Origin of the sequence: Sphingomonas sp. 1F27F7B (assembly GCF_005503355.1) — a bacterium.
Taxonomy (GTDB): Bacteria; Pseudomonadota; Alphaproteobacteria; order Sphingomonadales; family Sphingomonadaceae; genus Sphingomonas.
On sequence record NZ_SCMK01000020.1, the window covers coordinates 13,237 to 34,391 of the forward strand.

The 21,155-nt window shown below is 62.3% G+C and carries 29 protein-coding genes; 13 read left to right on the plus strand and 16 right to left on the minus strand.

Annotation, left to right across the window (positions count from 1 at the left end):
- Genes FFS08_RS17110 through FFS08_RS17140 form a run of 7 tightly spaced genes read right to left on the minus strand, consistent with a single transcriptional unit; the run spans position 1 to position 5,246 of the window.
- Positions 1-996, minus strand: a complete 996-nt coding sequence (locus tag FFS08_RS17110; protein ID WP_066701137.1) for a TraV family lipoprotein — start codon at positions 994-996, stop codon at positions 1-3.
- On the minus strand, positions 993-1,871 hold the full coding sequence (locus FFS08_RS17115) for a DsbC family protein (protein ID WP_066701138.1): 879 nt from the start codon (positions 1,869-1,871) through the stop codon (positions 993-995). Before FFS08_RS17115 ends, FFS08_RS17110 begins: the two co-directional genes overlap by 4 nt.
- Entirely contained in the window at positions 1,858-3,198 is a 1,341-nt protein-coding gene (locus tag FFS08_RS17120; protein ID WP_066701139.1) for a TrbI/VirB10 family protein, read from the minus strand. The genes FFS08_RS17115 and FFS08_RS17120 overlap by 14 nt, the downstream gene beginning before the upstream one ends.
- Before the next feature lies 1 nt (position 3,199).
- Positions 3,200-4,009 carry a type-F conjugative transfer system secretin TraK gene (locus tag FFS08_RS17125; protein WP_066701140.1) on the minus strand — a complete coding sequence of 270 codons (810 nt, stop codon included), beginning with the start codon at positions 4,007-4,009 and terminating at the stop codon, positions 3,200-3,202.
- Positions 4,009-4,575: a type IV conjugative transfer system protein TraE gene (locus tag FFS08_RS17130; RefSeq protein ID WP_066701141.1), complete on the minus strand. Its 567-nt coding sequence runs from the start codon at positions 4,573-4,575 to the stop codon at positions 4,009-4,011. The genes FFS08_RS17125 and FFS08_RS17130 overlap by 1 nt, the downstream gene beginning before the upstream one ends.
- 1 nt (position 4,576) lies before the next feature.
- Positions 4,577-4,867 (minus strand): type IV conjugative transfer system protein TraL, encoded by a 291-nt coding sequence (gene traL / locus FFS08_RS17135; protein WP_066701142.1) that lies wholly within the window; start codon positions 4,865-4,867, stop codon positions 4,577-4,579.
- A gap of 58 nt (positions 4,868-4,925) precedes the next feature.
- Positions 4,926-5,246: a TrbC/VirB2 family protein gene (locus tag FFS08_RS17140; RefSeq protein WP_066701143.1), complete on the minus strand. Its 321-nt coding sequence runs from the start codon at positions 5,244-5,246 to the stop codon at positions 4,926-4,928.
- A 377-nt stretch (positions 5,247-5,623) separates the two neighbouring features.
- Here FFS08_RS17140 and FFS08_RS17145 point away from each other — a divergent pair, with 377 nt between their 5' ends.
- Positions 5,624-6,088 (plus strand): hypothetical protein, encoded by a 465-nt coding sequence (locus FFS08_RS17145; protein WP_066701144.1) that lies wholly within the window; start codon positions 5,624-5,626, stop codon positions 6,086-6,088.
- 101 nt (positions 6,089-6,189) lie between these two features.
- Positions 6,190-6,768 (plus strand): hypothetical protein, encoded by a 579-nt coding sequence (locus FFS08_RS17150; protein ID WP_066967399.1) that lies wholly within the window; start codon positions 6,190-6,192, stop codon positions 6,766-6,768.
- On the opposite strand, the gene FFS08_RS24090 is transcribed toward FFS08_RS17150, so the two are convergent.
- Positions 6,765-7,214 (minus strand): lytic transglycosylase domain-containing protein, encoded by a 450-nt coding sequence (locus FFS08_RS24090; protein WP_232037496.1) that lies wholly within the window; start codon positions 7,212-7,214, stop codon positions 6,765-6,767. The genes FFS08_RS17150 and FFS08_RS24090 overlap by 4 nt on opposite strands.
- Before the next feature lie 642 nt (positions 7,215-7,856).
- Here FFS08_RS24090 and FFS08_RS17160 point away from each other — a divergent pair.
- Entirely contained in the window at positions 7,857-9,155 is a 1,299-nt protein-coding gene (locus tag FFS08_RS17160; protein WP_066701145.1) for a DUF8535 domain-containing protein, read from the plus strand.
- Positions 9,156-9,170: 15 nt separating this feature from the next.
- Here FFS08_RS17160 and FFS08_RS17165 read toward each other — a convergent pair whose 3' ends face one another.
- Complete coding sequence (locus tag FFS08_RS17165; RefSeq protein ID WP_066701146.1) at positions 9,171-9,440, minus strand: hypothetical protein; 270 nt, start codon at positions 9,438-9,440, stop codon at positions 9,171-9,173.
- Between the two features lie 154 nt (positions 9,441-9,594).
- On the opposite strand from FFS08_RS17165, the gene FFS08_RS17170 reads away from it, so the two are divergent.
- On the plus strand, positions 9,595-9,918 hold the full coding sequence (locus tag FFS08_RS17170; protein ID WP_070936271.1) for a hypothetical protein: 324 nt from the start codon (positions 9,595-9,597) through the stop codon (positions 9,916-9,918).
- 559 nt (positions 9,919-10,477) lie between these two features.
- Here the strand turns inward: FFS08_RS17170 and FFS08_RS24330 are convergent.
- The 3 genes from FFS08_RS24330 to FFS08_RS17190 form a co-directional block, all read right to left on the minus strand.
- Positions 10,478-10,819, minus strand: a complete 342-nt coding sequence (locus FFS08_RS24330; RefSeq protein WP_076605463.1) for a winged helix-turn-helix transcriptional regulator — start codon at positions 10,817-10,819, stop codon at positions 10,478-10,480.
- A 412-nt stretch (positions 10,820-11,231) separates the two neighbouring features.
- A complete protein-coding gene (locus FFS08_RS17185; protein ID WP_083216029.1) occupies positions 11,232-11,960 on the minus strand; it encodes a methyltransferase family protein in 729 nt (242 codons plus the stop codon).
- Positions 11,957-12,226, minus strand: coding sequence for a DUF2933 domain-containing protein (locus FFS08_RS17190; protein WP_066701148.1), 270 nt, complete (start codon positions 12,224-12,226; stop codon positions 11,957-11,959). Before FFS08_RS17190 ends, FFS08_RS17185 begins: the two co-directional genes overlap by 4 nt.
- Before the next feature lie 252 nt (positions 12,227-12,478).
- Here FFS08_RS17190 and FFS08_RS17195 point away from each other — a divergent pair, with 252 nt between their 5' ends.
- The 5 genes from FFS08_RS17195 (at position 12,479) to FFS08_RS17215 (ending at position 17,146) form a co-directional block, all read left to right on the plus strand.
- Entirely contained in the window at positions 12,479-13,939 is a 1,461-nt protein-coding gene (locus tag FFS08_RS17195) for an MBL fold metallo-hydrolase RNA specificity domain-containing protein (protein WP_171012665.1), read from the plus strand.
- Positions 13,936-15,474 (plus strand): thymidine phosphorylase family protein, encoded by a 1,539-nt coding sequence (locus FFS08_RS17200; RefSeq protein ID WP_070936269.1) that lies wholly within the window; start codon positions 13,936-13,938, stop codon positions 15,472-15,474. The genes FFS08_RS17195 and FFS08_RS17200 overlap by 4 nt, the downstream gene beginning before the upstream one ends.
- The gene (locus FFS08_RS17205) at positions 15,471-16,355 is read left to right on the plus strand and encodes a ribose-phosphate pyrophosphokinase (RefSeq protein ID WP_037474028.1); all 885 of its coding nucleotides are present in this window, start codon (positions 15,471-15,473) and stop codon (positions 16,353-16,355) included. The genes FFS08_RS17200 and FFS08_RS17205 overlap by 4 nt, the downstream gene beginning before the upstream one ends.
- Before the next feature lie 162 nt (positions 16,356-16,517).
- A complete protein-coding gene (locus FFS08_RS17210; protein ID WP_052027568.1) occupies positions 16,518-16,778 on the plus strand; it encodes a hypothetical protein in 261 nt (86 codons plus the stop codon).
- The gene (locus FFS08_RS17215) at positions 16,775-17,146 is read left to right on the plus strand and encodes a hypothetical protein (RefSeq protein ID WP_037474030.1); all 372 of its coding nucleotides are present in this window, start codon (positions 16,775-16,777) and stop codon (positions 17,144-17,146) included. The genes FFS08_RS17210 and FFS08_RS17215 overlap by 4 nt, the downstream gene beginning before the upstream one ends.
- A 10-nt stretch (positions 17,147-17,156) precedes the next feature.
- On the opposite strand, the gene FFS08_RS23595 is transcribed toward FFS08_RS17215, so the two are convergent.
- From FFS08_RS23595 to FFS08_RS17225, 3 genes are all read right to left on the minus strand, one after another.
- Entirely contained in the window at positions 17,157-17,330 is a 174-nt protein-coding gene (locus FFS08_RS23595; protein ID WP_171012666.1) for a hypothetical protein, read from the minus strand.
- Between the two features lie 26 nt (positions 17,331-17,356).
- Entirely contained in the window at positions 17,357-17,596 is a 240-nt protein-coding gene (locus tag FFS08_RS17220) for an NADH dehydrogenase ubiquinone Fe-S protein 4 (protein WP_052027569.1), read from the minus strand.
- A gap of 93 nt (positions 17,597-17,689) precedes the next feature.
- The gene (locus FFS08_RS17225; protein ID WP_137863636.1) at positions 17,690-18,160 is read right to left on the minus strand and encodes an Hsp20 family protein; all 471 of its coding nucleotides are present in this window, start codon (positions 18,158-18,160) and stop codon (positions 17,690-17,692) included.
- Positions 18,161-18,305: 145 nt separating this feature from the next.
- On the opposite strand from FFS08_RS17225, the gene FFS08_RS17230 reads away from it, so the two are divergent.
- Positions 18,306-18,794: an RNA polymerase sigma factor gene (locus FFS08_RS17230; RefSeq protein WP_137863633.1), complete on the plus strand. Its 489-nt coding sequence runs from the start codon at positions 18,306-18,308 to the stop codon at positions 18,792-18,794.
- Here FFS08_RS17230 and FFS08_RS17235 read toward each other — a convergent pair.
- On the minus strand, positions 18,791-19,045 hold the full coding sequence (locus FFS08_RS17235; protein WP_037474038.1) for a helix-turn-helix domain-containing protein: 255 nt from the start codon (positions 19,043-19,045) through the stop codon (positions 18,791-18,793). The two genes, FFS08_RS17230 and FFS08_RS17235, sit on opposite strands and share 4 nt — an antisense overlap.
- A 103-nt stretch (positions 19,046-19,148) precedes the next feature.
- On the opposite strand from FFS08_RS17235, the gene FFS08_RS17240 reads away from it, so the two are divergent.
- From FFS08_RS17240 to FFS08_RS17250, 3 genes are all read left to right on the plus strand, one after another.
- The gene (locus FFS08_RS17240; RefSeq protein ID WP_037474040.1) at positions 19,149-19,703 is read left to right on the plus strand and encodes a diguanylate cyclase domain-containing protein; all 555 of its coding nucleotides are present in this window, start codon (positions 19,149-19,151) and stop codon (positions 19,701-19,703) included.
- Positions 19,700-20,119 (plus strand): hypothetical protein, encoded by a 420-nt coding sequence (locus FFS08_RS17245; RefSeq protein ID WP_137863632.1) that lies wholly within the window; start codon positions 19,700-19,702, stop codon positions 20,117-20,119. Before FFS08_RS17240 ends, FFS08_RS17245 begins: the two co-directional genes overlap by 4 nt.
- A gap of 142 nt (positions 20,120-20,261) precedes the next feature.
- Complete coding sequence (locus FFS08_RS17250; RefSeq protein ID WP_076605464.1) at positions 20,262-20,744, plus strand: response regulator; 483 nt, start codon at positions 20,262-20,264, stop codon at positions 20,742-20,744.
- Positions 20,745-21,155: the final 411 nt, after the last annotated feature.

The following is a 21,155-nucleotide window of genomic DNA, read 5'->3' on the forward strand; positions in this document are numbered from 1 at the left end:
TCAATTTTCCTCTGGAGCAGCGGCCGGGAAGTTCGCCGCGCGCACGGTGGGCTTCGTCTTGGGCTCGGGTGTCGGCGTCGATCCGGTCAGAGCTGCTGCCTTCGCGTCGCTCGCTGCCTGAGCCGAGCGCGCCTGGTATTCGGTAGAGCCTCTCACCCGCGTGATTGCTTCGCCGATCGCGGTCGCACTGTCTGCGCCCTCCGGCGCCGGGGCGGTCCCGGCCGAGGCTTTGTCTGCCGTTGCGAGCGGCGGCACCTTCGCTTCGATAGTCGGCGCCCCCGGCACTGCTCCCTCGACGCTGCGCGATTCCGCGCGCCTGGAGGAGACGTTAGTGGCCGGGGGCGTCGGTGTGCGGCCCGCCTTGGGGGCTAGACGGGTCGCAACATCGTCCTTGATCGCTTTGACCGGGTCGGCTGCACGGGCGCGGGCTGCCGCGACGGCCGCAGGATCGGGTAGATTGGGGTCGACGCCGCCCGTCGCTCGGCTTGCCAGTTCCGCTCGATCGACCGCTTCGGCGAGCGATTCCGGCTGCTCAGCAGCGACAATCGCATCTCGGTCCGGTATCGCTGTTGCATTGACGAGGAATTGTTGTTGCCATTCCCCGCTTTGCACCACGGCATGGACTGCCGTCACCTCATGAAGGCGGCCACGCTCATCGATATATGGCTGAAAGACAATGCGCAGCACGCGCTCCTGGGTACGGCGCGCATCGATCTGAGGTGCCGGCGCTTGTCCTAAAAAGGCGATGTGCGAGGATCTGGGTGCAGACTGCCTGGCCGGCCCGCTGCTGGCCGGCGATGAACGCTCGACAGTGCCCTCTCCGGTGATCATCGCGAGTGCTCGATCGTCGATCGAGGACGATGGCGCGCAGATGCCATCGGGCGCTTTACAGGAAAAACTTCCCTTCACATTGCTGCCGAACGTGGCGCACCCGCCAAGCAGGGACAGAGCGGCGATCGCGCAGCCGCGCAGCGACAGGGCGTGCCGCGCCGTCACGACCGCGTCCCCTGCAGCCAGGCCTCGAGAAACTCCTTGGGCCGATATCCTTCCAGGACGGCGCCATCACCCCGAACGATGATTGGCGTCGCATTAAGCCCATGCTCGCGCGCGAAGCGCTCGTTTGCATCGAGCCCCTTGGTGTCGCAGCTCGCCGGCGCTTTGAATGGCTCACCGGCATAGGCGGCATGCAGCGCCTGTTCCTGGTTTTTGGAGCAATAGACGCGGTCGGCGATGTCGCGGCTACCGAGGACCGAGATCGGACGCTCGACCACCTTCACATCCATGCCGCGCAAGACGCTGGCGAGCGCCCTGCAATAACCGCAACGGAAGTCCGTGAAGATGGTGATGCTCTGTTTGGCCGACCGGTTGCCCCAGACAATGGCCCCGTCGGCCGGAAGCCCAGACAGGTTGAGCGAGACGGGGCGGACCGGCGCGGATGTCTTGCCGACACCGCGCGCCGTCGCTGCGATTTCGCCAGCCTCGCCGTCATCGGATACCGCGGCGTTCGCCTTGGCGGCCCCGCCCACCAGCATGTCCGGATTGATCTCGAGCAGCCGCGCCGCGGTCAGGTCTTGACGCGTCTCCATATCGTAGACACGACCGATGATCAGATAGCGCGCGCCATGATTGACGTAGAAGAGGTTCGCGCCCGAGGTGACTTCGCACAGCCCGTCGATCTTATCGCAATCGAGCTTGTTGATCGGCGTCTTCGGAAGCCTGGTCTTCAGGAGCAGGCTGACCTTGGCGTCATCCTTGCCGGCGACATCGGCTGCAAGAGCGATTCCGGCAACGCCGAGCGCGGCAGCGGCCGCTACAATCGGCGCCGGGCGAGCGAACGCGCGCAGCTTTCGCAGACGATCAATTGCGGACATAGACACCCTCCAGGAAAACGATTTCGACATCGATGCCGGTCGGCATCTCGATCACGGGCTGATATTGCTCGGCCCGCTCGATCAGATATTTCGAGACGTCCTTGCCCGATTCCGCGGCACCGCCGCCGAGCGCGCGCAGGCCGACGCTGCCGAAGTTGGGCGTGCGGTTGACGCCCCCCTCCCCGTCGGTGCTGATGCTGGCGAGCGGCTGATTGAAAGCGGTGTTGAGAGCGTTGCCGCCACCACTGACCAGACCGGCCAGAAACGCCTGCATGGCAAGCGAGCCTTCCCGGCTGACCACTCGGCCGCGCACCCCTGTCTTGCCGCCAAAGGCGATGAACCCCTTGACCTCGGAGACGGCGTAGCGCCCGCCAGGCTGCGGGCACGTCATCTTTTGCAGTTTGACGTAGACCTTCTCGCTCGAGAGCTCGCCGCGGGCGGCACCGTTCACGAGGCAGCCTTCGATCTTGGTCGTTAGGAGGCGCCCGTTCTGATAGACGGAACGGGCCGGGCCAGTGACGCGAAGCACGACCGGCAAGGGGTCGGTCTGGCTGTTGACGCCGGCGCTCGCGTCAACGCCGACTATGACCTTGGCACTGGCGAAGCTGTTGGGCGGCAGATAGTTGATGCTGTCGCTGAAGGTGGTCGTTCCCTTAGCGACGCGCGTGGCATTGCCGGCATCTGCGGTCTGGAAACTGACCAGCTTGACCTCGGCGGCGCCTCCCATCGGCATCGGGCGACCATTGGCAGACGCGTTCGGCCCATCCGGACGCTGATAGGCCTGGGTCCCGTTGGGCCCGTACATCGCGCCCGGCCCGGTCGCGGGCGCTGGCGCCGGCGTAGTTCGGGCGGAAGCCACCTGTCGGCGCAGCGCCTCATTCTCTTGCTGATAAGCCGAGAGGACGCGCGAGCCGTCCGCCCGCATCGCCTGATTTTCCCCCTTGAGCAGTTCGACCTGCTGCGAAAGCTGGTCCAGGCGTTGCTGCTGGCCGTTGACCGATTTCAGTTGATTCTCGACCGATTGCATCTGGTTTTCGGAGAGCGCCATCCACTCCTGCTGGTTGAGATTCTTGTTGACCATGTCCTTGGTCGACACCTCGACCTTCGCGGTCCCGTCGTCGTTCGTACCGGTCGCCTTCTCGTCGCCGCCGAAGATCCAGAAGGACGATGCCACCAGGCCGACGCCGGCGACCCCGGCGAGCAGCATGCGCTGCTTTTTTCGGATGCTTTCGTTCGCGGACAGGTCGGCCGAGATGGGCGAGACGCCCTCAGTATCGCTGCCATCCAACGGCTCACGATTGCGTTTGAGGAAGTCATTCCAGGCCATGTCACTGCCTCCCGGTTTGTGAGACGAGGTAGGCCGTGGTGACCTTCCCAGGTTCCAGCTTCGGCTCGGCGATCGACACGGCGAGCGCACTGCTCGGCGCGACCGTGCTCTCCGTCAGCGTGACGGCTTCCCCGCCGCGATTCTCTATGCGCAGCACGCGGCCGGTCAGTTCCGACCCCCGATATTCAGCGATCATCTGGACCTTGAGATTGCCGACATAGACCGGCCGCAGAGTGCGCTGGCGCATCTCGTAGCCATCGGCGACGCTGTTTGAATACATCGCCTGGATGAGGACGACCGCCGCTTCCTGCGGGCTGGTTGCAACCACCGCCTGGGGCGCCCCATTCTCCTCCACGTTGGCCTTCGCGATCGCCGGATTGGAGATGAAGAGCTGCACGGCCTGCTCGCCGGCGATCCGGCACACGATCTTGTAGACGTAGCCGCGCTTGCTGGTCGCAAAGAACGAAAGCGCCGGGCGCGCGAAGCCCTCCGGCACCGAGAGGTAGATGTCTCCCCGCACCGGTTCGTTGACGACGGAAAAGTCATCCTGCGGATTGCCGGTCGAGATCTTCGAGACCGACGCAAACTCGTCCTCGACCAAGCTGATCCTGGTGAGATCCTTTGCCGACGCTGCGCAATCAACCTGGCTGCCGTCGGCTGCCATCACCGTCTGGTCCGCCCAAGCCGGGGAGGTGATGAGGAAGAAGCTCACGGCGACTAGGGCAACGCCGATCATCCGGCTCACGATGCAATAATAGCGCGACAGGAAGACCGCGCCGGTCGCGGCGCTGCCGATGATGTAGACCGACATCACTGATCCTTTTCCTTGCCGGTCGTCACCATTCCGAAGCCCACGAGCTTCAGGGACAGTCCGGAATATTGCCAATCGAAGCGGAAGGAGCGGCGCTCGCTGGAGACGACCTTGTTGCCGACGATCGTGTGCAGGTCGCCGGTGACGGTCGACCGCAGATTCTTCGTATCCAGCTCCATAGTCTGGATGGTGAAGAACTGGGCGATCGACGAGCCGCGCTGCTCGTTGACGATCTTCATCAGGTCGGCGCGGATCTTTCCTTGCGCGCTGGGCGCGGTGATATCGAGTACCGACTTCATCCAGTATTCGAGATTCGCCGGGCTGCGATCGAGCGTCAGCACCGCGGTGTCGCGGGTGACCAGCTCGAGATACTGCCGCGAGACACCTGAAGAGTTCACGACCAACGGCGATGCCAGGATCGGTTGAAGGACAATCTCCCTGTCGCGCGTGACTGTCACAAGACCGAGGATGGCGCACAGGCTGCCAAGGACGCCGGCGACGATCACAAGCAGGTTGCGCTGCTTCAGGACCCGCTGGCTTTGAGCGTGGGTGTAGGAGATTTCCATCTCAGCCCGCCATCAGCCGGAGATAGGAGGGCGGTGTGGCCTTCATGCCGGTGAAGCCGGCCGGAAGATGCCAGTAGGCCATGTGAAGCAGCCAGGAGATCGCCCGTCCTGCCTTAGCCTTCTTCAGTCCCCACCAGCCTGCGCCCGCAAGCAACATGCCAATGAGAATATGCTGAGACAGGATACCCCAGACGAATGGCAAAACCATCGCTAGGAACTCATCCAGCGTCCACAGCCCGATTAGCTCGGGATCATCCAGATGAGACGGAACGACGTACTTGTCCGCGGCCATATCACCACCCTCCCCGCAGGCCGACCGGATCTGCTATTCCGGCCGACCCTTGGACTGTTCAGATTGTTGCCGTGACGGTGGAGGTGACGATCGGAATGCCGGTCCCGGCACCCACACCGACGCCGACAGGAATGGCGATCTGGCCCATCGAGAAGCGGCCTGAGGCCAACGCGACGATGCCGCCCGCGAGCGACAGGACGGTGATGATCTTGCCGCCCGACCCTTCGAGGAAGTCGGTGAACTTCGTGAGCGCCGTATCGAACGTCGTGTCGGCACCGGCGAGGGCCGGGCCGGCAAAGAGCAGGAGCGCGAACGCGAGTGCGACCAAAGCGAAGATCGCCAGCTCCGCACGACCGCTGTACTTTATGACAGACTGCATGAGAGTTTCCCTTCAAACGGAACGCGACTGACCCGCGCCCAATTGAAGGGTGGTCCCGGCGAGCGATCGGCGGCAACGCAGTTCCCGACGGCACGGTCTCGCAAACGAATTTTATGTGAGTCTGATCGGACCCTGCCCCGATGGCCGGGGCGGCGCGCCCCGGCATGCGGGGCAGCTCGCCCCACTATCTGGGGCACGCCGCCCCATTTCTCGGGGCAGACGAATTTTTGATTCGGCGTCCGCGCCTCTAATTGCGATCAATGACGGGCGAAGTTAGAATCGCTAACCGGATTCGGGGGGATCCCGTCAGCCCGGCTTAATCGTGTCTACGTTATCGAACCACAGCTAAGGATGGAGGATAGCCAGGTGCAGGTGCCATGACAGGAGATCAGTGCACCCTCGCGCTCGACATATCGGAGCATTTCTTCAATTTGACGACGGAGAGCCTGCGCCTGCGTTCGAACGAAACCAGGTGCTATCAGACCCTCGGAAATCTGGTTTCCGATCGGATCGGGTTGCCGTGTGCGCTGGAGGACCATGCACCTGAAACAATCCGGGAGCATCTGTCGGCGATCCCTACAACAGGCGACATTCGAATCGATCTGACCATCACCAGATCAAGTGCCGACAGCCTGGATGCAGTAAAGAAGCTCATCTCTGAGGGGCTTGGGTCCGAAATAAGCTTGGGGGACACACTTTCGATCATGCTCTTCCACTACGTGGTCGGCCAGAAAGCTGCGCGCGTTCTTGAGCGACTGGGATTGGAGGGCACAGATAATCCGCCACGAAAATCTGCGATCAGCGAAGAACTGGGTAACGAGAAGATAGTCCCGCTAAGATAGTTGCTGCTGGCTTTTGCTGCAGGCGCACAAAATGCAGAGGCTTGCTAAGTCACTGCCTGTGTGTTTCGTTTCAGGCCTTGCGTGCAAAAGGGGGCCATGACTTGTCATCGCTTGCCCATATCGAAGCTTCCGACGATGGCTGCGTTCCGGCCAGGGTCGAGCAGTGGGACTTCATCCCGCTGATCCTCGAAGCAATGTCTGAACAGAATGTAGGCCAACGCAAGCTGGCGCTGAAGACCGGCATCAGCAAAACGCGTCTCGGTCTCCTACTTCACAGTGATCCCGCTAAGCGCGCGCCGATGTTCGTGTATGAACTCCAGCAGGTTTTGGCCGCCCTGGACATCAACATCGTGCAAGCCATGATCGCGATCGAGACCTACAGTGATCCAGCCCTCTTCCTCGACGAGCGCTTCCAAACCTCGCTTGTGATGCTCGCCGAGTTATTCAAAGGCCTCCCGGCGATGCTCGTGGCGGCGCTCGACGAAATCGAAGGGATGGATGGCACAGAGGTACGCAAGGAGTGGGCCGGGCCGCTACGACAAGCGGTAGTTGAGAAGCTAGTCAAGGAGGTCAGTGCCGTGATGGCTCGGCGGGTACAACTCGCTCAGATTTCCACCCTCAGCCTGCTCTTGTGGATGTCGACGATGGCCACGGACTTGCTCGATCCGCTTCTCGCCTAGTACGAAAAAACTGTTACCCTTCGGGCTCTGTGCTGCTGCCGCACGGCAGCGAGCTCCGACATGACCTGGACCGTCGCCCGCGGCGGCAGCGCCGCCAAACGTCGCCAATTTAGAAGCACGTTATCGACATAGGCCTGGGTCTCGGCGATCCGCGGCAGCATCCCGTCCCTCACGCGGCTCGGTCCGGCATTATAGGCTGCAAGAGCCAGGTGGACCTGTCCGAAGCGATCGAGCTGCTGCCGGAGGTATCGCGCCCCGCCTCGCAGATTCTGCTCGACGTCGTAGCGATTGACTCCAAGGTCGGCGGCCGTGCCGGGCATGAGCTGCGTCAATCCGAAAGCGTTCTTTGGCGAATAGATCCCTGCCTTGTAACCGCTCTCCCGGATGATCATCGCATCGAAGAGGCCGACCGGAATGCCGTACTCACAAGCGATGCTGCTCATCATCTCATAGTATCCGGATCGTCTATATTCGGTGCGGGAATCAAGGAAACTCGCCGGTCGATAGCCGCTTGGGGCGCAGCCCGGCGCACTACTCGTTGGAACACTCGAGAAGACCACACCCTCGCGCATCCAACCTGGGATTGCTATTGGGGAAGTGAATGACACGGCGTCCTGCGACTGAAGAGGCGCAGTTGACGCGACTCCTACATGCGCAAAGGGATCCTGGTCATTGGGATCGGTTTGCGCTGTCGCCGCAGCGAAGCTGTTCGCCATCTCAAAGGCGACCCAACGCCTGCTCAGGTCATGGGTCCGAAATGCCGTAGGAAGCGAATTGGAAGCCGTCACTTGACGATTGCCTCCGTTATCCTCTGCGCGCGGAGCTGTGGCATCGACAGCAGATCCCCTCGGCGCTGGCTCCGTCCCCATCACGATCACCTCCACCGACCTGCGCTCCCTGCCTTTTTGGCTGGCACCGGCTTCCGAGCCATGAAAGGCAACGGATAGGGCGACCGCCACGAGCAAGATTGATCTCATTTCGCACCTCCTAGCCGTGCTCATGGGGAGTGGAGGTCAGGGCGAATATTGTTGTCAATCCTGAACGCTTCAGGGACGATCGGATCGAAACCCGCTTCGACAGGTTAGTCCATGTGGTTGATTGATCGCCATAGCGACGGACTTGACGCCGCTCGCATCCCCCTTCCGCTCCCCCTTCGGGCGGCTCTCGTGCGCTGGTACATCGGTGAAGGATCCCGACATGACGAAGAGGCCGGCATCACGTTGGTGCAGCAGGCGCGTATCGGCTCGAAGTGGATTGCCTGCAACTGCCGTGGCACCAAACAGGCACCACCCATTTTGACACCCGCGTTCCTGTCGGAAGCGGAGACCTATTACCTGCGGCGGCTCACAAGCACAAACCGGCCCGAACACGTTTCGTCCTGTCCCTTCTTTCGGGACCAAGCCACGAACCGCATCACGGAAACGCGGAGAGCCCAGACGCCGGCAGACCCCCCCGTCGGCTATTTCGAGGTTCTGCGCCCGGCGCCGGAAAAGCTCGCTCAACGACCAGATGACGACGCCAGCGACGACCGCACGCGAAGTGCTTCCGTTCCGCGCCTCGCCCGCCTGCTCTGGAGGCTGATCGCCAATGCCGGTCTCAACATTGCCGTCCCCAGCGATCAGGAGCCGTCAGAGCGTGCCATCGGCGCGGAGTTCAAGCTGCTCGCAGCGGCCGCCGCGAGGATCGAAGTTGCCCCTGGAATCGAACTCGATCGTGTTCTCTGGACTCACGGCGACGCGCTTCACAGCAGGCGGGCCTTCGCAGGCATCCGAGCGCTATCTCGCCGATGGCCGCGCGGCCATGCACCCCAAGGCTTTCTCACGATCTTTGCCAAGTCGTTCAAAGGCTCGACGATCTTTCCGGCAGGATCCGAGCCGATCGCAGTCGCCAATCGCGTCCAGTCGCCATCGGTGCGGGATAACTCGATCACAGGGCCGTATCTGGTGATTGTCGTTATCGGCCAATATCCCGAAGCGCAAGGCTATGCGCCACTGCGAGCCTACGCCCAACCGATTTATTCGGGTCTGAGGTTCATACCGGTCGATAGCAATTTCCATAGGACCTTGTTGAGAGCCCTCCTCCGATCGAGGCACCGCCTCATGCAAGATGGCATCGAACTAGCAATTGAGAAGCCAGTTTTTGACCGGCTGACCCCGCTTGGAAGCTGTCGACCGGAATTCCTCCTCGAAGCGCGCTCGCGTCTTACTGGTGAGATTCGACGATTCATAGTGCAAGCTCTAGAGGAGACGAGCGTCGAGCTACGTATCCCGAAGCTGGCTGCTCGCCGGAGCCTTGAACAGATCGCTCCCGTTCTTTCAATCACGCCGAAGGACGTTGAGGATGAACAAATCTGGCGCCTGATCGTCGAAGCGTTCTACCGATCCTGATGGAAGGGCGTAGCCCTAAGGCCAAGACAATGTCATGGCGAATGCACTCACGATGGCAAGCGTAACAGGGGTCGAAAGCAGGTACAGCTTCTGCCATCTCCACCAGGTTTTAGGGATGAGCCGGAGCAGGTTCCTCGGCGTGGTGACCGTTTCCCATGTCCGTTCGCGGCACAGCTCGACGGTGATGAAACCCAAGGACATGATAAGAGCAAGGGCGCAGCAAAGCCCCGCAGCGGCATAGAGCGCGATCCAATTCTGAAGCTCCGCGGCCGAAAGATGTTCCACGGTTCACAACCCTTCCATCCGCTCTGGTCGTATCAGTCGACCACGGCCGTCGTTTCCATGAGACTTACACCAGTCGCAATCAATCGACTACACACGCAAAGTTGCTCCAATTTGGAGACGATTTTCAGCGATCTCGAACGGCGTCGGGCTTAGCATGGTCAGCAGCCTGGAGACAGTTCATAAATTGGTAGGTACACAGGGCGAGCTTCAAGGTGTCATGCAGGTATCGGTTCTTGTGATACTCTATCGTGGGCGAGAGCGCATCACGGTTCACGACGACAGTGATAAGGCCTGGTCTGAACTTGTAAATTTTGTCGACGCCTTCTGGAAGAATTCTGACGTGGCGGTGCTGACCTCTACCCCCGCCTCAGAAGAGCAGCGCGTCAAACTATTCTTTTCCGAGACGGGTGCATCCTATATCCTAGGCCATGCCGACGTGTCGGCGCTTGCTGCACACGTTATGGCAATGGAAGACTAAGCAAGGCCGAGTTGGTTCCAAGTTCTGTACCGTCCGGCAATCTCAGTCGCCTCTCTACACGAGGATGTGCATGTTCGCGTGCCTTGTTATCGGTGACAGCATTGGCGTCGGACTGTCGGGAGCGATCAATAACCGATACGCCAGTGGGTGCGATTCGGTGGTCGAGGCAGGCGCTACCATCGACCAGATACTGGCGTGGCGTAAACCCGCCAGGCTATATGGCACCACCGTCCTCGCCGTCGGATCCAACGATCAGCCGAGCCGACAGCTAACGCTCAAACTGACCAGACTACGCCAAAATATCGCGACAAAACGAGTGATCTGGATGCTGCCCTACTCCCGGGAGCGAGCCTATCTCATAAACTCGATTGCTGTGACGTTCGGCGACGACACGTTGGACATCGCGCGTTTCCGCACGAGCGACCGTGTCCACCCGATCAGCTACGATGAGATCGCGGCTGTTCTCCTGCCGAGGGGCCAACCACGGGGGAGCAGGAAATCCACTGTTGAGTGGTCTCAACGCAGTCGACGATAAAACATCGACCTAAAACGCTGCATTTCATTCGAGTAAGCTGAGCTTAGTCCTCCATTGCTCCAGATGTTGGAGCGCAGGTCTCAAACCATGCGCCAATGGCCCCAAGCCATAGAGTTGATAGGATTCAGGCGGTGGCGACATCATTCGCGAGACCAGAGATACGCCTTCCAATTCCCGTAGGCGGACCGTGAGCACATTAGCGCTGATTTTCGGTATGGCTCGACGAATGGATGTAAATCGCAGCTCGTCTTTGCTCAGGGCTACCAGGATGTGCAACACCCATCGGGCACTCAATGTATGGAATATCGCGTCGGCCGCCGCAGGGTCTATCGCTTGAAAAAGCTGTCTTTCTGACTCGATGCACATCCAGTTACTTTCTCACCCTAAAAGGCGCACGGCCGGACTGAGTCAGCTACGCCGTTCGCGGTTCCGTCGGGCCCGGCTTGGCGGTGCTTGGAGGGTCGCCGACCCGCTCATGGACAATTGCGGAGGGCGTGCGCGAACGGCGGCGGCGAGCGGCCGAACTTGTGACCACCACTGCCTTGGTACGTCTTCGTCCCAGTGAAGAGCAGATGAGGGAAGGCGCTTTTTGACATCACGATTTGCCGATGCGCGAAGGTCCGATGAGGGACGACTCTGGGGCACCACGACGGATTTCATGTCACGCGATCCGCCAAATCAAGTGAAGCTACTCCCGACAAATCAAAGTACCGCAGTGCAACGCGCCTGATGCGTGCGTCACCGTTCGAATATAATACGCGGCGAAGCGTCCAACCCCTCAGCCTCGGCGCGGCGGAGCTTGCTCTTCGGGCCTCATCGCCTTACCTGCCGCCTCCCCCCGAGCGGGGTTGGAGTCGGAGAAACGAGCCGACCGACCACGTAGCCGCGGAACAAAGGCGGGTACGCGGTCCATATACGCACGATATGCCTGGCCAAATTCCGCGAGCGCCGCCTTCTCCTCATGCCGGGCAAGGCGAATATACATCACCACCAACACCGGAAACATGGCGAGCGTCAGTAACGTCGGCCATTGCAGCAGAAATCCGAGCATCACGAGGATGAACCCGATATATTGCGGATGGCGAACCTTGGCATAGATTCCCGTCGTTGCGGGCTTGTGAACGCGCTGGGCTGCGTGAAGCGGCGCCCATCCGGCCGAGATCAGCCAGAAGCCCGCGCCGATCAGCACGAAGCTGGCAAGATGGAACGGGCCAAAATGTGGGTTGACCCTCCAGCCGAACATCATCTCGAGCAGATGGCCGGCATCGTGGCTCCACCAGTCGAGGCCGGGGAAATGCGACTGGAGCCAACCCGAGAGCAAGAAGATGGTGAGCGGGAAGCCATACATTTCGGCGAAGAGTGCAACGATGAATGCGCTGAATGCGCCGAAGCTGCGCCAGTCGCGCCCGGTGGCGGGTTTGAAGAAGCTGTACGCGAATAGGATGAACACGGAGGCGTTGACCAGCGCCAGCCCCCAAAGACCATAGCCATAATCGGTATGCGTCATCGCGGCCCCCCTTCCACGCGCTCGTTCGAATTCGCAGGCAGTCCGGTCGGGACAGCACCCGGCATCTGGTCATGGCCATGCTGATGGCCGCCATGACCGTGATGCATGAACAGGTGCATGAGCGGACAGGCGAGCAGGATCAGATAGGGCAACACACCCAGGAAATGTGCGGTGTGCTCGGTGATGAGGAAAAAGCCCGCGACTAGCAGGAAGCCGATCAAAACGATCTTTCCACGCTTGCGCATGCGATGGTCATGCCCGTCCATATGCCGCTCTTCTCTCGCCAATGTCTTGCGAGCATAGATCCGAGTCCCGGGAGCAAGGTATAAGTAGAGACCGAAGTCCGTCATTCGCCCAAGAAGGCGATGCCGGCTGGTTCACAAACCTCACCATCCCTATCGGCGTTACGCAGTGGTCATGACGCGGCCGTCATTCTGCGGCTTTTGCGTATAGGCGTGCGCTGGTCGTCCACCAATGCTGCGCTAAGGACAATAAGCGTGAGAGGCAGGCCAGAGTTCATGCACAAGAAAAGGAAAAAGCATCATTCCCGCGGCCATGTCGGGGTGAACCTGCTCGAACGGGAAGCAAGGATCGACCTCGCCACGCGACCTGCCGACGGCCTTGGCGTCGCGTTCCTCGGCGCATCGGAAACGGTGACAGGGTCGCGCTATCTGGTGGACGACGGCGATACGCAGGTCGTGGTCGATTCCGGCCTGTTCCAGGGTCCGAGGGATTTGCGCCGCCTCAATTGGGCGCCGATCGCGCCCGAGGTTGCCGATGTCGGCCTGTTGCTGCTGACGCACGCGCATCTTGATCATTCCGGCGCGCTGCCACGCATGGCGCGCCTTGACTGGGACGGGACCGTCCTCAGCACCCGGGCGACCGAAGCTTTGTGCGAGCTTCTGCTCCCCGACAGCGGGCACCTCCAGGAAAAGGATGCGGAGTTCGCCAATCGCCACGGCTTTTCCAGGCACCAGCCCGCGCTGCCGCTCTACACGCAGGCTGACGCCCGCCTTGCGCTGCAGCTGTTCCGCACGGTCGAGTTCGGGGCGTGGCACCCGATCGCGGACGGCATCAGGGCGCGCTATCATCGCGCCGGCCACATCCTCGGCGCCGCCTCGATCGAGATCGATTGGAAGGGCCGCACGATCCTCTTCTCAGGTGATGTCGGGCGCTATGGCGACGCAGTCATGAAGGATCCCGAGCCACCTGCCCGTGCCGATTATGTCCTCGTGGAATCCACCTATGGCGATCGCCGCCACGAACAGGTCGATCCGACCAAGACCCTGGGGGACCATGTCGAACGGTGCGTCAAGCGTGGCGGGACCGTGGTGATCCCCGCCTTCGCCGTGGGCCGCGTCCAGTCCCTGCTCTACCATTTTTCCCGGCTGCGCGCCGAAGGCCGTCTGCGCGACATCCCGATCTTCCTCGACAGCCCGCTGGCGATCAACGCGAGCGGGCTGATGTGCGATTTCATGGACGAGCATCGCCTGACACGCGCCGAGTGTGAAGCGGCGTGCGGGGTCGCGCACTATGTGCGCGAAGTGGAAGAATCCAAAGAACTCACCGCCAACCCCGCCCCTAAGGTCATCATCTCGGCCAGTGGAATGGCGACGGGCGGCCGCGTGCTCCACCATCTCAAGCGCTTCGCGCCGGATGGGAAGAACCTCATCCTCTTCTCGGGCTTCCAGGCGGCGGGCACCCGCGGCGCCGCCATGATCGGAGGCGCCCGGACGATCAAGATCCACGGTGAGTATATCCCGGTCGAAGCCGAGGTCGCCAACCTGACGATGCTCTCGGCCCATGCCGACAGTGACGAGCTGATGCGCTGGCTCGGGTCTCTGCACGAGGCCCCACGCCATGTCTATGTCACCCATGGCGAGCCGACCGGCGCCCAGGTTCTGGCAAAGCGCGTCTCGGAGGAGCTGGGCTGGGCATGCAGCGTACCGGCGCTGGGTAGCTGGGGCATGCTCGCATGAAGCCCGGGATTATCGAGGACGCCGAAGCAGAGCCTGTCGCGACGACGCTGCGGGCACACCGCATCGGCCTGTCGGCTGCCGGAAGCGATCAGATCGCGGTCATGCGCCACGACTGTCCGGTCTGCCGCTCGGAAGGTCTCGCGTCGCGCGCGCAAGTTGCGCTGCGCGCCGGCGGGCGGGAAATCGTCGTCTCGCTGCTGCATAGTTCCGCGGAGGCTCCAGCGCCAGGCGAGATCGGCCTGTCCGAATCCGCTTGGCAGCGGCTCGGCGTCAGTGACGGCGATCCGGTCGAGATCGCGCACGCCCAGCCTCTCGCCTCGCTCAGCGACGTGCGTCGGCGCGTCTATGGCAATCGGCTTTCCGATGGGGCTTTTTCAGCGATCATCACCGACATCGCCGAGCGACGCTATAGCGATGTCCATCTCTCGGCGTTCGTCACGGCCTGCTCAGCGGTCCCGCTCGATACGGACGAAACGATCAGCCTGACCAGGGCGATGGTCGATGTCGGCGAGCGATTGCAGTGGCCCGGAGAGGTCATCGTCGACAAGCATAGCGTCGGTGGATTGCCGGGCAATCGCACCACGCCGATCATCGTCTCGATCATGGCCGCCGAGGGCCTCATCATGCCGAAGACATCGTCGCGGGCGATCACCTCGCCGGCCGGCACGGCGGACACGATGGAGGTGCTGGCCCCTGTCGACCTCGACGTTTCCGCAATCCGCAAAGTGGTCGAGCGCGAAGGCGGCTGCATCGCCTGGGGCGGCGCCGTTAATCTCAGTCCGGCCGACGATGTGATCATCGGCGTGGAACGGGTGCTCGATATCGATGCCGTCGGGCAGATGGTCGCCTCGGTGCTGTCCAAGAAAATCGCGGCCGGTGCGACCCATCTGGTCATCGACATCCCGGTTGGGCCGACGGCGAAGGTACGCGGCGCCGATGCCGCCGACACGCTCGAGCGCGCGCTGAGCTCGGTCGCCCAAGCCTTCGGGCTTCGCACGCGCGTGATGCGCGGCCCCGGCGCGGAGCCGATCGGACGGGGCATCGGCCCGGCGCTCGAGGCGCAGGACATCCTTGGCGTGCTCCAGGGTCAGGTGGGCGTCGAAGATCTCGCACACCGGGCCTGCGAGCTGGCGGGAGGACTCCTCGAGCTCACCGAGGCGGCATCCGCCGGCAAAGGCTATGCGCGGGCGCTCGAGTGCCTCGAAAGCGGCCGGGCCTGGGCCAAGTTCCAACGTATCTGCGAAGCGCAGGGCGGCATGCGAGCTCCTCCGGTCGCTCGGTTTCAGCAGGACATGATCGCTCCCCATCGCGGCCGCCTGGTGAGTATCGACAACCGCAAGCTTGCGACGGTCGCGAAGCTCGCCGGCGCGCCGATGGCCAAGGCCGCCGGCGTCGCGCTGCAGTGTCGGCTGAACCAGATGGTGGATGCCGGGGCTCCCTTGTGCACCATCCATGCCGAGAGTCCGGGCGAGCTCGACTATGCGGCGGCCTATGCGGTGAGCGACGGGCCGATCTTCGGGATTGAAGCGCTATGAACCGGCCCGTGCTGTTCGCGCTGCCAGGCAGCGAGGCCTTGGCACAGCCGCTATTCGCCGCGCTCGATGCAGAAGTCGGCACGATCGAGCATCGTCAGTTTCCTGACGGGGAAACCTATCTCAGGGTCGTAAACGACGTCAGCGACCGCGAGGTCATCCTGCTGTCCAGTCTCGATCATCCGGACGCCAAGCTGTTGCCGCTGCTGTTCGCAGCCGACACGGCGCGCGAGCTGGGCGCACGCCGGATCGGGCTCGTCGCCCCCTATCTCGCTTACATGCGTCAGGACATACGCTTCCATCCCGGCGAGGCGGTGACGTCGCGAACCTTTGCCGCGATCCTGTCCCGCCATCTCGACTGGCTGGTGACGGTCGATCCGCATCTCCATCGCTATCATGCGCTGTCGGAAATCTACCGCATCCCGACCCAGATTGTTCATGCCGCGCCGCTTCTGGCCTCGTGGATCAAGCGCAATGTCGCTCGTCCGCTGATCATCGGTCCGGACCTGGAAAGCGAACAGTGGGTCTCGCAGGTGGCGGCCGATGCGGATGCTCCGTTTCTCGTGTGCGAGAAAATCCGGTCTGGCGACCGTGACGTCACCATCTCGATTCCGAATGCCCCAGCTTTTCTCGATCGCCAGCCAGTGCTGGTCGACGATATCGCCTCGTCCGGCCGGACCCTCGCCGAGGCGGCGCGCCAGCTGGTCGGCATGGGGTTCGCGCGACCGCATTGCGTGGTCGTGCATCCGCTTTTTGCCGGCGATGCGGCGCACGTTCTGGGTGAGCTTGTCGAGAGGATCGTCAGCACGAACGCTGTTGCACATACCTCGAATAAAATCGACGTGATGCCGGCGATTGCGGAGGCCGTTCGCCACGGAATTTAATCGGTGTACTGCGCGTTAGTTCTTTAGTGCTCAATGCACGAAGAAAACGAGCGCCCGGCAAGCGCTGGGCGCATCCTCATCCATTGACCCTAAGTAAGTCCGAACCAATCTTCTGGGAACTCCCTTTTCGGAGAGAGTCGCGGCAGGAAAGGAGGATATGTCATGTCGCACACACGCTCGTTCCTTGATCCCTTCATCGTTGCTCGGCACCCACAGCTTGAGCCCGAAGTGAAGCGCGCCATCCTCGCCTCCTGGGCGTCCGATCGCTCGGCCGTCGAGGGCCAACCGGCCCTCCGTCGCCCACCAGGCGCCAGCAGCCCGGTGCCGGTCGACGATGTGATGGCAGCGCTGCGCTGGCTCGATCGCGCTGAGCGCGGCGCGGGCGACCGGCATATATCGCCCGGTTCAGAGACCCGGCAATGAGCCGCAGCGCGTTGCGGCGCTGGCGTGAACGGGGCAGCCGGACCGTCACGGTCTTGCTGCCCTTTGCCGACATCATGGAGATTGCGCTCGCGCTGCTGTCGCTCTCTCCGGATGAACTGGCGCGGCTCGATTGGAGCTTCGCCGATCGCAAGCGCCTGCTCGATCATCTCCTGCAGTCGGGCAAGCAGGCGCAGTCAGTGGACCGGGACAAGCTCGACCAGACATTGCTACGCCTCGCGCTTCCCGCGCGCGACGTGCGACGCCTGAAACGCTTTGCGCAGCGCGAACTTCCAAAAACGGCTACGAACGCGGCCGTGATCGAACGGCTGAGCACCGTGATCGAGGCTGCCGAGCCGGAGAGGCTCTAGCGCGGCTGTTCTATGACGCCACGCCCGCCGCATGCTCCCGGAGCGCCCGCGCGCGTGCGTCATAGGCGCGCGCGAGCTGCGCGTGAACGATGATCGCCTCTGGCATCGCCGCAGTCTCGGCCGCCGCCCACTCCTGAGCCGCGCGCCTCATGTAATAGTCCAGATCGTCGTCGACACTTCTCAAACCCGTCAACCTCCTAGAAGGCCCGGCTACGCGCCGAGCCGGAATACCAGTCCTGTCGAACGGCAATAGCGCTCGGCCGCATCACGATCGTGAAATCGCAGCTCGACATGGGCAAGAGGATCGCGCCCGCCGCTCCATCCCGTCAACGGTTCGACAAAGGGGAGACAGCGCGGCTCGAAGCGGACGCCGCCACTGGCCGCGCCGGTCCCGCCCGCGGGAAGCCGGTTCTCCTGCCGGCTCCAGGGGATCAAATCACGGAGCGCCATGACGGTTATCTCCTTGTCTGGCTAGAGTTGGAGCATGACCCGCCGGCCACCGCCCCCACGGGGACGGCGCCGGCGAGCCGATTATGATCGCGATCAGGCCGCCTGGGCGTCCTTGGGTGCCTCGATGCGGTCATTAGCGGCGTTCGCACCGCCGCTGATCTCGATCTTGCGCGGTTTCATCGCTTCGGGAACGACCCGCTTGAGCTGGATGCTCAGCAAGCCATACTCGAATGTCGCCTCGCCGGCCTCGATGAAGTCGGCAAGCTGGAATCGCCGCTCGAACGAACGGGTCGCGATGCCGCGATGCAGATAGTCGGCCTCGTCCCCATCCTCGGCGCGTTGGCCGGTGACGGTGAGCTGATTCTGCTGGGCAACGACCTCGATTTCGTTCGGTCGGAAGCCGGCGACGGCCAGCGTTATGCGATAGCTGTCCTCGCCGTCCCTCACGATGTCGAACGGTGGAAAGCCATCATCCTCGCGCTGACCCGCTTCGAGCATGTTGAACAAGCGGTCGAAGCCAACGGTGGAACGCCGATACGGCGCAAAGTCAAACGTGCTTCTCATTTCCAAATCCTCCTAGGGAAGCGATCTGGGCATGAGATGCGCCGGGAAGAGCCGGCGCCCTCCATGTCCACCGGACCCGAACACGGCGCCCGGCAACTTTAATAAGTAAAGCGCCACGCGGTTTCAAGAAGGACTGTCGATAGGCATGGATGGCGCATCCCCTAGCGCACGAGATGCGCCCCTACCAAGTCGGGCTGACAGCGCCCGTGAACGGGATTTCAATGTCGGTTTCTCAACCGGGCAGTGCCCCAACCAACCGCAAGGCGAGACGCGCGACGATGACGATCACGGACCATATCGCACGACAACGCGCCCTGCCCGTCAACTGGGCCGCCCCGAAGCAGTCGCTGCGATCACGATCGAATGGGCGCTTGGCAGCGCCGACGACACCGAAACCGTGATGAGGGCCACTCTCGACACATTGACGCCGGCAGCGCGCGAGACATTCGTGCTGAATAAAGTCAGCGGCCAAAGCTACGCCGAGATTGCGCGCAGCGTGGGCAGGTTTCCAGTGGGTTGTCCGCCGCAGGATGCTGGCGGCGATCCGGCGCATCGCGCAAGGCCCGCACAGCTTCGAAATATGGCTACGCATGCGTTGCCAGTAAAAGGCCGTGCCCGGCCACATTTCGCCTAGCTATCGGCTTCCACAGCCAGAATTTCGGGCTGCATCAGCAAAAGATGCGCGCTGATCTTCAATCCCGTGGCGATGCGCTCGATATTGTCGATCGAAACATTGCGCTCGCCGCGCTCAATCCCGCCGAAATAGGTGCGATCCATCTCGATATCATAGGCGAAGACCTGTTGGCTGACACCAAGGGCTTTCCGGTATCGGCGGATATTCGCTGCAACGGTAGCACGTAAACATCCAGGATCGGCGCGTTTCACCCTTCATGAATCGCCTGCAAGATGGTTATAAGGCGACGGGTTTTAAGTATCATTTTTCGGACCGCTGCTAAGTTGAAAGATTCGCCGAGTTTGGAAAACGCGCATGAACAGCCATTTGCCTGTCGGCCGATTGGCCGGGTATCTTGAAGCTCTTTCGCGAGAGAAAATCTGGCTCGCGATCGTCGCCGCCACCGGGGCCCTCGCAGCGCTCGACCACGCCGTGCCCACCGTCGGGTTCGCGCGCCTCTATATGCCGATCATCTGTGGATCCGCATGGGGCCTTGGCGCGCGCGAGGGCTATTCCGTCGCAGTGTTTGCAGCGATCCTGGCCGTCATGCCTGGCCTGCAGGTAGGGCCTCCGACAGGCCCGAGCATTTTTGGCCCTATCGCCGAAGGCCAGAGCTTCGCACAGGACATCCACGCCCGCCTGAGGACTGTTCTGGCAGGCCCGCCTTATCCGGTGACGTGCAGCATGGGGGCGGTGCTGATCCCTTCCGATGCCCCGCGCAACGCTGACGAATTGATGCACCTTGCCGGTCAGGCAACGTATCGCGCCAGGCAGACGGGTAAGAATGCCGTCGAGATCGCCAGGGCCGGCGATCCGCCAGCGCTCAGGCCGGTGTTGGCCACGGCCTGCCTCCGCAAGGGCAGGACATGAAAGATCTGGCTTCGCTTCGCCGGCGTGCCATCGCCCACATGCGCGAAGCTATCGCGATGCTCGACGAGGCGAGAGAGCATCGCGCGGCGAACCATTTGCAGGCGGCGATCGATGCCGCTGAAAGGGTTTCCCCGATGAAGCCGGGTGACACGCTGCCGGACGACAGCATCGACACGCCAGAATCCACGTCGCAGCTTGCCGCCGATCCTGCGTTGGTACGCGCGATCGGCGGCGCGCTGGCGATGTTCGCCACGCTGATGGCGCGCCAGGGCGGCGCTCCGGTCGATGAAGTTGCCCGCCTCCTTGGTATCTACGCGGCCGCGACCAACGAGAGATCGGACGATGAGGGGCTGCTTATCGCGTGTTGGAGCGCTATCCTCCGCGACGTCGCGGAGGCACAGCGCGGGGAGACTTAGGACGCCAAGGGGGGTGTAGAGGAACCAGTCTGATGGAGAAACCGCAAGGTCCGGCGCTGGACTATAGTGTTGCTCTGGTTGTCGAGGATGAACCGCTCGTGCGCGTCTTCGCGACCAAAATTCTCAGGATGCGGGATACCGCGTGTTCGAGGCGTGCGACGCACAAGACGCGCTCACAATTCTTGAAGAGCGCCAAGACATTCGGATCGTCATGACCGATATTGAAATGCCCGGCGACATGGATGGCCTGGCGCTCGCCAGCACGATCCGGGAGCGCTGGCCCGAAACGGTCGTTCTCGTAAATTCAGGCCGCGTCCGACCTGAACCGGAAGCATTACCCGACCGTGCGGGCTTTATCGCCAAGCCCTATCGCGCCGCCGAGTTGCTACACCAGCTTGACGTGCTGATGGAGGAGCATGGCGTTCCGATTCTTTCGGATGGCGATATTCTTGAGGCATGGCACGCAGCCGAGCTAGCGCATGCGCAGGCGGATGCACTCGACAAGCCCGTCACGCTGGCGCACGCCATCGCGGCCGAACAAGCAGCGATCCAGCGCTTTGGCGTCGGATCTCATGCGGCCGCCTATGACGCGCGGTATCCCGATGCGCCGGAGCCGCGCCGATAGGTCAATTGGTCTCCCGGCGACAAACAGGTTGCCGCCGGGAGTGGTCAGCCGCACACGCTGGAGGGCCGCAGCGCGTCATAAGCGCAAACCTATCGCTATGCACCTTCCGAGAGAATGAAACTCGTCGGATTACGCATTGGGTGCGATAGACTGCCGTTTAAAAGAAGGGGGGTCGATGGGGTGCGGCGCCTATGTTCACTGTCGCACACGTCCGGCACGACGGTCTCGGGAAACGTCAAAGGGTGCGTCCGGTACGTCCTTGGGATAGCGAATGACTGGCCGCTCACAATTTTCTCGCATGTGTACTGTTTCCAATTTTTGTCCGGACCTGAGGATTGGTCAGCGACGTCAGATTCTCGGCCTAGAACGGCTCCTATGTCCCCAGCAGGTGCCCGAGCTTTGCGGCTCTGA

Coding starts and splice junctions, on each gene's coding strand:
- FFS08_RS17245 (WP_137863632.1), top strand. CDS start 19,700: ATGAAAGATCTGGCTTCGCTTCGCCGGCGTGCCATCGCCCACATGCGC.
- FFS08_RS17170 (WP_070936271.1), top strand. CDS start 9,595: ATGGTCAGCAGCCTGGAGACAGTTCATAAATTGGTAGGTACACAGGGC.
- FFS08_RS17215 (WP_037474030.1), top strand. CDS start 16,775: ATGAGCCGCAGCGCGTTGCGGCGCTGGCGTGAACGGGGCAGCCGGACC.
- FFS08_RS17185 (WP_083216029.1), bottom strand. CDS start 11,960: ATGACGCATACCGATTATGGCTATGGTCTTTGGGGGCTGGCGCTGGTC.
- FFS08_RS24090 (WP_232037496.1), bottom strand. CDS start 7,214: ATGATGAGCAGCATCGCTTGTGAGTACGGCATTCCGGTCGGCCTCTTC.
- FFS08_RS17200 (WP_070936269.1), top strand. CDS start 13,936: ATGAAGCCCGGGATTATCGAGGACGCCGAAGCAGAGCCTGTCGCGACG.
- FFS08_RS17125 (WP_066701140.1), bottom strand. CDS start 4,009: ATGTCGGTCTACATCATCGGCAGCGCCGCGACCGGCGCGGTCTTCCTG.
- FFS08_RS17220 (WP_052027569.1), bottom strand. CDS start 17,596: ATGGCGCTCCGTGATTTGATCCCCTGGAGCCGGCAGGAGAACCGGCTT.
- FFS08_RS17205 (WP_037474028.1), top strand. CDS start 15,471: ATGAACCGGCCCGTGCTGTTCGCGCTGCCAGGCAGCGAGGCCTTGGCA.
- FFS08_RS17240 (WP_037474040.1), top strand. CDS start 19,149: ATGAACAGCCATTTGCCTGTCGGCCGATTGGCCGGGTATCTTGAAGCT.
- FFS08_RS17225 (WP_137863636.1), bottom strand. CDS start 18,160: ATGAGAAGCACGTTTGACTTTGCGCCGTATCGGCGTTCCACCGTTGGC.
- FFS08_RS17190 (WP_066701148.1), bottom strand. CDS start 12,226: ATGGACGGGCATGACCATCGCATGCGCAAGCGTGGAAAGATCGTTTTG.
- FFS08_RS17145 (WP_066701144.1), top strand. CDS start 5,624: ATGACAGGAGATCAGTGCACCCTCGCGCTCGACATATCGGAGCATTTC.
- FFS08_RS17230 (WP_137863633.1), top strand. CDS start 18,306: ATGGATGGCGCATCCCCTAGCGCACGAGATGCGCCCCTACCAAGTCGG.
- FFS08_RS17120 (WP_066701139.1), bottom strand. CDS start 3,198: ATGGCCTGGAATGACTTCCTCAAACGCAATCGTGAGCCGTTGGATGGC.
- FFS08_RS17210 (WP_052027568.1), top strand. CDS start 16,518: ATGTCGCACACACGCTCGTTCCTTGATCCCTTCATCGTTGCTCGGCAC.
- FFS08_RS24330 (WP_076605463.1), bottom strand. CDS start 10,819: ATGTGCATCGAGTCAGAAAGACAGCTTTTTCAAGCGATAGACCCTGCG.
- FFS08_RS17140 (WP_066701143.1), bottom strand. CDS start 5,246: ATGCAGTCTGTCATAAAGTACAGCGGTCGTGCGGAGCTGGCGATCTTC.
- FFS08_RS17195 (WP_171012665.1), top strand. CDS start 12,479: ATGCACAAGAAAAGGAAAAAGCATCATTCCCGCGGCCATGTCGGGGTG.
- FFS08_RS17115 (WP_066701138.1), bottom strand. CDS start 1,871: ATGTCCGCAATTGATCGTCTGCGAAAGCTGCGCGCGTTCGCTCGCCCG.
- FFS08_RS17130 (WP_066701141.1), bottom strand. CDS start 4,575: ATGGAAATCTCCTACACCCACGCTCAAAGCCAGCGGGTCCTGAAGCAG.
- traL (WP_066701142.1), bottom strand. CDS start 4,867: ATGGCCGCGGACAAGTACGTCGTTCCGTCTCATCTGGATGATCCCGAG.
- FFS08_RS17160 (WP_066701145.1), top strand. CDS start 7,857: ATGTGGTTGATTGATCGCCATAGCGACGGACTTGACGCCGCTCGCATC.